Here is a 10,657-nt window from a genome sequence, read left to right on the forward strand (position 1 = left end):
TGCGATGAGCTGCAAGACATAACATTCACTGCTGCTCTTCAATTATTGGTCAGCCTATTCGCTGTATATGTCATGAGCAGGGCTAGACTAAATCAGGAGCACATTAGGGAGCTTTATGGCCAATTTATTGCTGACTTACCTAGTTACTTCAGGAGGTCAGCAGGGTTTTGGGTGTGCGAAACTTGAGTTTTTAAGATGTTATTATTACAAGTTTGTGTCATGAGGGTCATCAGGAAGAGGGGGTGAGCACGGGGTTAACTATGTTTTAACTTAATGCAGCTTGAAGATTCTGAAAGGGGGATTAATGCGTGTTAAAGAAAGGTTTACTGGTAGTTCTGGTCATGACGATGGTCGCTGGCTTATTAGCTGGTTGTGGCGGCGACCAGGATGGTGAAGGGGCTTTGTTGGACGAAGTAGTCTTTATGACCGTGGAAAGCCCCGCGGCAGCAGTGCGTCAATTGCAAGGGGGCGACATCGATCTCTACGGTTTCGACATCACCGATCCAACCCTTTTCGAGGAAATCGCGGACGATCCCAATCTCGATTTTGGTCTGAGTTACGGTGGCTACAGCGAGATTCGGTTCAACACATGGGGGCCGACATTCGATAACGGAATGTTTAACCCATTTCATGATGCCCAAATTCGTGAGGCGATGAATTGGTTGGTCGACCGCCACTATATAGTTGAGGAATACCTGGGCGGTCTTGGGGAACCGAAATGGACTTTCATGGGCAAGAAGTTTCCCGATTCAGCCATCCGCTATCCTCACATCGTAGAAGAAATTGAGGACTTCTATGCACACGACCCAGACAAGGCCGCTGAAGTTGTCACTGAGCGGATGGAAGCTCTCGGAGCAGAACTGGTGGACGGAACATGGCATTACGAAGGCGAAGTAATTGAGCTCACCGCTTTGATTCGCGCCGATTTACCGCCATATCCCGAAGCTGGTGACTATTTTGTCGGGCTCCTTGAAGACCTAGGCTTCGAGGTTCATGCCCCGCACTATACCGGTGCCGAGGCAAACCCAATCTGGACCGGGACTCATCCCCGGGAAGGCAACTGGAACATTTACACCGGAGGCTGGTCATCACCGGTAATCCCGCGGTGTTCGGCACATACCTTTGACCAGTTCTACACCCACCGGGTCATGCCGTGGCCTGTATTCCAGGTACTGCAAGAGCCGTTGGAAGCAGACTTCCCCGAGCTGAATAACGCATCCCGGAGACTCCGTGAGAAGGACTTCACCACCATGGAAGAGCGTGAAGAGCTGTTTGATATCGCTCTGTGGGAAGCGATGAAGTTCTCCAACCAGATTTGGATTTGTGACAAAGCTGGCGCTAACCCGTACCGGGCTGATGTTAAAACAGCCGTCGACCTGGCCGGCGGCATCGGTGACCCGGCTTGGGTCTGGACCACCCACCGCCACGAAGATGGCGAGCCGGTTGGTGGAGACCTGCGCTTCGCGGTACCAAACTTCTTTGTCGATCCATGGAACCCGGTGGACGGCTCTGCTTTTACCTACGATAACATGGTTAATCGCCGTGCCCTGGGTGATATGGGCATCCTGCCTGATCCGCGGGACGGTCTCTACCATGGCAAGCGGGCTGAAAGAGCCGAAGTTACCATGAAAACTGGCATGCCGGTAGATCAGACTCTCGACTGGGTAACCCTGGACTTTGCCGATGAAATCACAGTGCCCGGTGATGCCTGGGCTGACTGGGACGCTAAAGAGCAGCGATTCATCACCGTGGATGAAAAGTATCCCGATGGCGTAACAGCTCTGCGTAAGTCGGTTGTGTACTATCCGGATGACATCTTTGATCATCCGCTCCATGATGGAAGCACCTTGTCCGTCGGCGACTTCGTTATGGGCATGATTGTGTATTTCGACCGGGGTAAGGAAGATAGCCCGATATTCGACCTCTCCTATCAAGCTGAGTTGGAATCCTCTCTGAACATGTTCAGAGGTGTAAGGATCGTTTCAACAGAGCCGCTTATCATTGAAACCTATAGCGACCTGTGGTACCTGGATGCAGAAGTCAACGCAACTACCTGGTGGCCGGTATACGGCACCTACGATTGGTCTGGCTTCTGGCACATGATCACCGTAGGCAAGCTCGCCGATGCTGCTAGAGAGCTGGCTTTCTCCAATTTCAAGTCCGATGAGCTCGGCGTGGGATGGATGGATTATACCAAGGGGGAAAGCTTGCCTATACTAGAGAAGCACATGAACCAGGCAGCTGAGGAGAACTACATCCCCTACGCTTCGGTCCTCGGTGAGTTCATCAGTGAAGATGAGGCAGCCGAACGCTGGGCCAATATCCAGGCGTTCTACGAAGAGCATGGACACTTCTGGGTAGGTGCCGGCCCCTATGTCCTTAAATCAGTTCACCCGATTGAAACGACAGCAGTCCTGGAAGGATTTGCCGACTACCCCGATCCTCCGGATCAGTGGTTCTTCATGCTTGGCGAACTGGAAATGGAGTAGAGGTAATCAAGCTTTATCTAAAATCAACTAGTTGGTGCAACACAGAAGGGCCGGTAGGTTGGACCTCCGGCCCCTCTTTTCTACAACATCGGGAATCGATGGATTTCAGCGTGAGGAGAGTTCTTGATGAAAACTTTTAGCATAATGGGGAAATATGTGCTACTCAGGGCGTTCTCTCTTTTTATTACTGTGGTCATCGCCGTATACCTCACCTTGTTCATCGCTAATTGGGGCGGCCAACTGGATGACGCTCGCCGGTCCAATATCGAATTTGACGTTACGATGGCCGTGAATGCAAACCCTGCGAACCACGCATTACCAAGCAGCGAAGTTATGAAACTGATTGAAGAGAGAGTTGAGCAAGAGATTATACGCCAGGGGCTTGACCGGCCATTTCTTATACGCAGCGTCGGCTACCTGGGAGAAGCTTTGTCCTTGGGCCTAGGACGCACCGAACATCTCACCAGTGACTCCGGCTCACGAAATGTACGCAACGTCTTGCTGGAGCGCCTTCCGTCAACCTTGGTACTCTTGGGGACGGCCCAGCTGATTGTATTTGTTCTGGCATTGATTGTTGCCCTATTTTTATCACGACGCTACGGAAGTTTTCTGGATCGAACCATAATAGCTCTGGCCCCCACTTCGGCCGCACCTGCCTGGCTATACGGCCTATTTTTAATCTTGATTTTTGCCGCGGTGTTACGAGTCTTGCCCTGGGGAGGAATTGTGGCAGCGCCGCCACCTCCGACCACTTGGGGCTACGCAATGAGTTTGTTGAGGCACATGGTTCTTCCCGTAAGCGCCATGATCATCAGCTCACTTTTCTCCAATATTTATAGCTGGAGAACTTTCTTCCTGATTTACTCCAACGAGGACTATATTGACTTGGCCCGAGCAAAGGGGCTTTCTCCGCGGTCGCTGGAGAGGCGATATATTCTTAGGCCAACCCTCCCTCCGATCATCACAAACTTCGTGCTCGTCTTAATAAATATGTGGATGGGGGCTGTAGTCCTGGAAACGGTGTTCAACTGGCCAGGCATCGGACGACTGTTCTTTCAAGCTATCCAGTTAAACGATACTCCAGTAATCGTCGGCACTGTTGTCATCTTTGGTTATCTGCTGGCACTTTCGGTGTTGTTGCTTGACTTCGCCTATGCCGCCCTAGACCCACGGGTACGGCTGGGTGCTGGAGGAGGGAAAAAATGAGCACTAAGTTGAAAGAATTGCGTCGCGCGCCATCGGCGTGGAGCAAGTTAAAAGAATTGCGCCGCTACCCCTCAGCGATAGTGGGACTGATTATCATGTTTATTTTCATCGCTTTCTCTATCCACACCGTGTTTTCCCTTCCCCTAGATGAGGCGGTAACATTGTGGCGAGGCGGTCCCGGCATTTGGGACGATCACCCACGACGGGCAGAGCCAGCCTGGTTCGATTGGTTCACCAGCGATAGTCTTTCGCGCACAATTAAGGTTAGTCTTGAAGATGCCGGGGAGATGAGGGTTGAACCCATCGGCGGCGGGATGAATTCGGTGGAAGTAGTCCTTCCCTTCGAATTTAACTATGACACCTTTCCCTCGGAAATCAGCCTGTTTACCGAAGCTACAGGAGCAAAAGAATTCTCAGTCTACCTGCGCAAACCCAACGGAGAAACGGTAACCCTCTCTGAAAACCTGGGATTTCGGGCCCACCATATATACCGTATCTCTCTGGATTCAGCGCTACGCATGCAACTTAACGGGGCTTCTCCCCATGTAGGACTTTTTTCTGAGAACCCTAGCCCCGGCAGAGACGGTAAGCCCCTTCAGGGTAACTACGAGTTGGTGATGCTGGGTGAAATTCCGGAGACAACAGAACTGCACGCGGCTGAACTAGTGGTTTTCGGTCAGGTGCACGGAGCTGCCGGCACCGACCACCTGCGACGCGATCTCACCATAGCCCTGCGCTGGGGCGCGCCAGTTGGACTTCTATTCGGGGTCCTTGCTGCTGTCGGCGCCCAGCTCAGCACTTTCATTCTCGGTGGGATCGGCACCTGGTTCGGAGGCAAAATCGACGCGATCTTCCACCGACTCACAGAGGTAACAATGATTCTGCCTCTGCTAGTCGTCCTGATGATGGTCGGACACTTCTACACACGGAGCCTTTGGGTCATGCTGGGAGTGGTCATCCTATTGAGCGTATTCAGCGCGTCGATGAAGGTTTACCGGGCGATGTTTCTCCAGGCCAAGGAAGCTCCCTATATCGAAGCTGCCCAAGCTTACGGGGCTGGGAACTTCCGCATTATCTTTAAATACCTATTGCCGCGTCTCTCACCAGTACTCCTGCCTCAGTTCATCATCGTCATTCCTTCGTTTGTGTTTCTGGAAGCAACGCTGGCGGTGCTGGGTCTAGGTGACCCGAGGCTACCCACATGGGGTAAGATTATCTATGACGCGCGGGTAAACGACGCCCTTTACATGGGGGATTACTACTGGATGCTTCAACCTGCTGTCGCCCTCATGTTAATCGGACTCAGTTTCTCCCTGTTGGGGTACACCCTTGACCGCATTTTCAACCCAAGATTGAGGAAATTATGATAAGGAGATTGAGCGCTTATGACTATAAATACAGGAGGTAGCACAAATACCGTGACCAGCAAGCCCCAAACTGTAGAAGGCCCGCTGCTTAAAGTCGAAGATCTCCACCTCTACTTCGGCACCTCCGTTGGCGTAGTTCGGGCGGTGGAAGGGGTAAGCTTTGAGCTGTCCCCTGCTCAGTCTCTGGCAATCGTTGGCGAGTCCGGTTGCGGCAAAACTTCGCTTACCCGAGCCATCCTCAGGCTATTGCCGCAGAATATCGACACCTATAAGGGCCGTATCTTATTGGAAGGCAAGGATGTAATGAAACTCAGCGAGGATAATTTCCGTAAACAAGTTCGCTGGGTAAAAATATCGACGGTTCCACAGGCGGCGTTGAACTCGCTCAACCCAGTTCTAAAGATGGGGTACCAGGTGACTGAACCTCTCTTCCTCCACCAGGAAATAGAAAAAGAGCAAGCCTATGAACGGGCCAAGGAAGTTTTCCGGATTGTAGGCATCCCTTTGGATTTCTTGGAGCGTTATCCATTTGAGCTTTCGGGGGGAATGCGTCAACGGGCGATTATTGCCATGGCCCTGGTGGCGGATCCAGTCCTCGTCATTCTCGACGAACCGACTTCTGCTCTGGACGTCTTGACCCAGGCCAACATAATGAACGCGCTAAAGAAGATTAAGCAGGAGTTAAACCTGAACTTCATCCTCATTACCCATGACATCGCCACTTCAAGCGAGTTGGCAGACGAAGTGATCTGCATGTATGCAGGACAGGTTGTGGAGCACAGCAGTGCCCATCGTTTCTATCGCAAACCGCTGCATCCGTATGCCCAGAAATTGATGGCCAGCGTACCCACCCTGCGCCAGGACAAGAAACCGGATTTCATCACCGGCCAGCCACCAAGCCTGCTTACCCCGCCCGCGGGGTGCCGATTTGCCGTTCGTTGCCCTCAGAGATTTGAGCGTTGCGCAGAAGAACCTCCTCTCTTTGCGCACGAGAACGACTTGGTAAAGTGCTGGCTCTATGAGAGGAGTTGAGGAAATGCAAAACGAAAAACTTCTTACAGTCAACGATCTCCGCACTTGGTTTGAGTTAAAGCGCTGGGGGTTTCTGCACGCGGGCTATGTAAAAGCGCTGGATGGAGTTAATTTCAGCCTCGACCACGGTGAGACGATTACCATAGTAGGCGAGAGCGGCTCGGGGAAGACTACCCTGCTGCGGACAATCCTGGGGCTGGCCCAGCCTACCGGTGGAGAGATGATTTTCGGCGGGAAAAAAATCGATAAACAATCCAAAGATTTAGCCTGGCTGCATCGGCAGGTCGGTTTTGTCCAGCAGGATCCCTACGGAGCGCTGCCACCGTTTATGAGTATCAGGCGGATACTCAGTGAGCCGATGATCATAAACAAAGTGGATCGCAAGGAACACGAACAGCGGATCCGAGACGTACTAGAAGAGGTACGGCTGCTGCCGGTAGATGATTATCTTGATAAATATCCTCACATGCTCTCTGGGGGACAGCAGCAGCGCTTGGTAATCGCCAGGGCGATTATCTTGAATCCCAAGCTAATCGTTGCCGATGAGCCCGTATCAATGCTCGACGCCTCCATGCGCGTGGAAATCCTTGAGTTGATGCGCAGAATCCAACAGAAGCATAAAATGAGTGTAATCTATATCACCCACGACCTCTCTTCTGTACGCTATTTCTCAGAGTACGTCTTTATCATGTATGCAGCAAAGCTGGTAGAAAAGACGGATGTGAACAGCGTAGTGGAAAAACCGCTTCATCCCTACACCCAAACCCTGCTTAACGCCATCCCAGACCCGGATCCGGATAATGCCGCGCGCTTCAAAGATGTGCCGCCGGGAGAGCCACCAAGCTTGATAAATCCGCCAACAGGCTGTCGGTTCCACCCACGGTGCCCCCACATGATAAAAGATCTTTGCGATGTCGAAGAGCCTCCGGAGTTCAAACCCAGCCCCGACCATTCCGTCGAGTGCTGGCTATATAAATAACATGGCTCCGACAAAGTTTGTCATCCTGGGATTTTTACTACTGCTTTTAGGCGCCGCTTTGCCGTTTCTGATTATCATAGACGTGCTTGAATCAACATTCTTCTTGTCGTTTCTGTCGTACGGTTCTATGGTTAGCGGCCTGGTCCTGGGATTCATCGGTGTATCGATCTTTTTTCGAACTCGCTCATAATAGTATAGAGGATGGGGTATCTGAAACTGAATATTGAAATACAAAAGAAGCCCAGTTGACGCCATCTGATGCGTCAACTGGGCTTTTCTGATTGCTTCTGAGGGAGACATACCCGATCATTTTAAGCTACTGATGAGAAAAAACTCATCACAGACTCAAATATTCGGGAAGTAAAGCATTGTTCACGGAACTTAGTGTAATCCAACTCGACGCAGTTCAGTAGATCCTTTTCGAACAGTAGTCTATACTCTTTGACAAATTCCGGTGACTGAAAACAAACATAGAGCTCATCATCTATTCCCAGGCTCCGGGCATTCAGGTTTACCGTCCCAATACTTACCGCATCGTCATCAATTAACAACGTTTTAGCATGCATTACACCGTTGTACTTGAATACTCTCACGCCGCTATCCACCAGGTAGCGCAAAAAGTAATTAGTAATGCTATTGTGAAACAAGCCTCCAAAAGCATATGATGCAGATGTCATTATTCTAACATCAACACCGGTGCTGGCAAGGGCTTTTAAAGTTTGCAAGATTGGATCGGAAGGTGCCAGATACGGAGTCTGAATCCACACCCTTCTCTTTGCCCGGGAAATAATGTACAAGTAGCTGAAGTTCATAATGTCGTTATTGCTGTACTTGTTATACAGACCGTTGGCAACGATTTGCGCCCCCAAATTCCCTTTTTTGTCTGGCTCGGGAAAATAGTGCAGAAGTTCATTTCTCAGACCAAGGTCAGCATTCTTCCTGGACGTTGTCCAGTCAGACAAAAAAATCTTTTGCAGATAATGAACTGCACTGCCTGTGATTCGAAGATGTGTATCCCGCCAAGGTTTTTCACGGACGCCGAACTTATATTCAGCGCCTACATTCATCCCGCCGGTATAGCCAATGACTCCGTCGATAACAACAATTTTTCTGTGATTCCGATAGTTAATGTCCAAAGAGTATGGTCTTATGATGGACACTTTCCCTCCAGCATTTTTTAATCTTTTGATTAGCGGAGAGAAAAAACTAAACAAACTACCGATGCCATCATAAAGGAGTTTAACTTCGACACCTGCCTCTGCCCGCTCGACAAGGATATTAAGCAATTGCTGGCCTACTTCATCGTTTTGAATCGTAAAATACTGGACATGGATGTTGTCGCTTGCTTGATGAAGGTCGTGAAAAAGCGCTTCATATTTTGAGGCGCCATCCGTAAACAGTTTAACGTCATTATCGGCGGTAAAATTACTGCCGCAAAACTTGTGCAAAAATGACGGCAACTCCAGGTCTAAGAGTTCATTATCATTCGCGTTTTCAGCACTGCAGACTATGCTTTCAAGGGAGTTAAGCGTTGTCCCATGTCGCTTGAAGATTCTGCGTTTACGGTATTCCTGAAAACTATCACTGCCAAGTAGCAAATACAAGATAAGGCCAATGACGGGCACCAGCACCAGAATTAAGATCCAGCTGAACCTTTGCAATGGCTTTTTGCGACTAAAAAAAATAAGCGATATGATAGCAAATAAATATGCAATATAAACTGGAAGGTACATTGTCATCGTCTCACCCCTGTCTTTCCCTATTGTAACAACCGCTGACAGTGAATTGAAGTACCAGATGTTGCCTTATGTTAACCACTATACGCAATAAGCCTTGTTTCTGTGTCGATAGCAAACAACCCCGCTCTTATGTAAAAGAACGGGGCTCACACCAAAACTATTCTACAGATTTCAGCATAAGCTGTTGTTCACTTATCTCGAAGAGGTGTTCGGCAGTATTCTCAACAAACAATTCCAATGAGTCTGCCAATAGACTATAAAGCACGCCAGTCCTCCGGTCGTAAATCTTCTGCCTGGACTTGTCGAATCTGCCGGAGGAGCAGTCCCTTGTCCCTGTTCAGCACTCCTGCCAAGGAAAAATAATTGGACGGATGATTGCTACGGAAGGTACAGGCGCTCAGGGTTAAACTGTCCAACAGCAGATATGTTTCTGCCAAAATTTTTTCCGGAGCCAGCAGGGAAAACTCGCCTGAATTAACTTTCTGATAAAGCGGTGTATTCGCTTCAACCAGCAGGGTAAGCAGCGCCAAGTACTCAGGATTTATCCCATTGATAACACGGGCACTCTCTAAAGCATGCTCTTGCCAAAGCTCGCTACCCCCCAGGCCGGAAATCAACATACAAGACAAAGGAATTCCTGCCTCGCGCACCCTACCGCCGGCCTCTATCATTTCAGCTGGGTTCACACCCTTTTTCATTCTGGCCAGAACTCGGGCACTGCCGCTCTCCACCCCCAGATAGACCAACTTTAAACCGGCCGCCGAGAGTGCGTAAAGCTCAGCAGGCCTTTTGGCGAGAATATCCCGTGGTCCGCCGTAAAGAGACACACGCTCCAACTGGGGAAATTCTTGATATAACGTTTGTAATAACGACAATAACGTCTCTGTAGAAAGAGCAAGCACATTGCCATCGGCCAGAAAAATTCTCTTGGCATCAATCCCGATTGTTTTTCCCCACGCAATATGTGCTTGCATCTCTTGCCAGGTTTTAACCCGATAGGGTTTATTTTTGTACATATAGCAAAACACACATTGGTTGTGGGAACACCCATGGGTCAGCTGCAGAATCAGACTATCGGCCTCACTGGGCGGTCGGTATAAAGGTGCTGAATAAGACATCGGCGTTTCTCCTTTGACTATTAATCCTACTGAACCCTTGCAACAGCTCTTACTATAGAAGCTTCTGCATGGATCTTCAAGGGAAGAGCAATAACTTCAAAACTGGGCACACTCACCAACTTCTCCAGGTCATTTAGATTTTCCATGATTAATATCCCGTTACTTAACAGTAATTTGTGGATTGCGAAGGGAAAATTATCCGGTTTTGGTGTATCCATGCCCAACATTTTTATCTTTCTTTCCACGAAAAACTCCGCCAGTTCAATTTCAACAAGAGGATGATCGTTAAAGTTCTCGTAATAACTGTTCTCCCTAAACAAGCTGCCTAAACCTGTAAACAGTAGAACGATGTCACCTTCTTGTACAAGCTGAAAATATTCTTGTTTAAGGGCTATGTTACTTTCTCCCCTTACATCTAATAAACAACCTTTGCCAATAAACTTTTCTAAGCCAAAGTCACCAATACGCTTGCCACAATCCAAAAAGTGTCGTGGCGCATCAATATGGGTTCCTGCATGCATGCCGGTTTCAAGTCGGGAGTTATTGAATCCATTCTCATCTAAGGTCTTATTGGTATGTCAACACTAAACTGGACAAATATTTAAAGGTGCATTAGCTTGTACTCATTCGGTGTTAGATAGTCCAGTGATCCGTGTATGCGAACATTGTTGAACCAGTTTACATAATCAAAGAGTTCAAGGTCAAGTTCCTGTTGGCTAGAGAAAAC

Annotated in this window: 9 protein-coding genes; 5 read left to right on the top strand and 4 right to left on the bottom strand. The window is 49.2% G+C overall.

What is annotated here, in order from left to right; all coding sequences use genetic code 11:
- Positions 1-308: 308 nt before the first annotated feature.
- The 5 genes from FH749_10070 (at position 309) to FH749_10090 (ending at position 7,073) form a co-directional block, all read left to right on the top strand.
- Positions 309-2,489 carry an ABC transporter substrate-binding protein gene (locus tag FH749_10070; protein ID MTI95811.1) on the top strand — a complete coding sequence of 727 codons (2,181 nt, stop codon included), beginning with the start codon at positions 309-311 and terminating at the stop codon, positions 2,487-2,489.
- A gap of 126 nt (positions 2,490-2,615) precedes the next feature.
- On the top strand, positions 2,616-3,695 hold the full coding sequence (locus FH749_10075; protein ID MTI95812.1) for an ABC transporter permease: 1,080 nt from the start codon (positions 2,616-2,618) through the stop codon (positions 3,693-3,695).
- Entirely contained in the window at positions 3,692-5,062 is a 1,371-nt protein-coding gene (locus tag FH749_10080) for an ABC transporter permease (GenBank protein MTI95813.1), read from the top strand. The genes FH749_10075 and FH749_10080 overlap by 4 nt, the downstream gene beginning before the upstream one ends.
- A gap of 18 nt (positions 5,063-5,080) precedes the next feature.
- On the top strand, positions 5,081-6,094 hold the full coding sequence (locus tag FH749_10085) for an ABC transporter ATP-binding protein (protein ID MTI95814.1): 1,014 nt from the start codon (positions 5,081-5,083) through the stop codon (positions 6,092-6,094).
- A gap of 4 nt (positions 6,095-6,098) precedes the next feature.
- The gene (locus FH749_10090) at positions 6,099-7,073 is read left to right on the top strand and encodes an ABC transporter ATP-binding protein (GenBank protein ID MTI95815.1); all 975 of its coding nucleotides are present in this window, start codon (positions 6,099-6,101) and stop codon (positions 7,071-7,073) included.
- Between the two features lie 311 nt (positions 7,074-7,384).
- Here FH749_10090 and cls read toward each other — a convergent pair whose 3' ends face one another.
- The 4 genes from cls to FH749_10110 all read right to left on the bottom strand — a co-directional run.
- Positions 7,385-8,812, bottom strand: coding sequence for a cardiolipin synthase (gene cls, locus FH749_10095; protein ID MTI95816.1), 1,428 nt, complete (start codon positions 8,810-8,812; stop codon positions 7,385-7,387).
- 254 nt (positions 8,813-9,066) lie between these two features.
- Positions 9,067-9,930, bottom strand: a complete 864-nt coding sequence (locus FH749_10100; protein ID MTI95817.1) for a radical SAM protein — start codon at positions 9,928-9,930, stop codon at positions 9,067-9,069.
- A gap of 26 nt (positions 9,931-9,956) precedes the next feature.
- Positions 9,957-10,451: a cyclase family protein gene (locus tag FH749_10105; GenBank protein ID MTI95818.1), complete on the bottom strand. Its 495-nt coding sequence runs from the start codon at positions 10,449-10,451 to the stop codon at positions 9,957-9,959.
- Positions 10,452-10,531: 80 nt separating this feature from the next.
- On the bottom strand, positions 10,532-10,657 hold a 126-nt coding region (locus FH749_10110; GenBank protein ID MTI95819.1), incomplete at its 5' end, for an IS3 family transposase.

The organism is Bacillota bacterium, from assembly GCA_009711825.1.
Classification (GTDB): Bacteria; Bacillota; Proteinivoracia; order UBA4975; family VEMY01; genus VEMY01.

Excerpts from the sequence above, each read along its gene's own strand:
- FH749_10075 (MTI95812.1), top strand. The coding sequence starts at position 2,616 with ATGAAAACTTTTAGCATAATGGGGAAATATGTGCTACTCAGGGCGTTC.
- FH749_10080 (MTI95813.1), top strand. The coding sequence starts at position 3,692 with ATGAGCACTAAGTTGAAAGAATTGCGTCGCGCGCCATCGGCGTGGAGC.
- FH749_10085 (MTI95814.1), top strand. The coding sequence starts at position 5,081 with ATGACTATAAATACAGGAGGTAGCACAAATACCGTGACCAGCAAGCCC.
- FH749_10090 (MTI95815.1), top strand. The coding sequence starts at position 6,099 with ATGCAAAACGAAAAACTTCTTACAGTCAACGATCTCCGCACTTGGTTT.
- cls (MTI95816.1), bottom strand. The coding sequence starts at position 8,812 with ATGACAATGTACCTTCCAGTTTATATTGCATATTTATTTGCTATCATA.
- FH749_10100 (MTI95817.1), bottom strand. The coding sequence starts at position 9,930 with ATGTCTTATTCAGCACCTTTATACCGACCGCCCAGTGAGGCCGATAGT.
- FH749_10105 (MTI95818.1), bottom strand. The coding sequence starts at position 10,451 with ATGCATGCAGGAACCCATATTGATGCGCCACGACACTTTTTGGATTGT.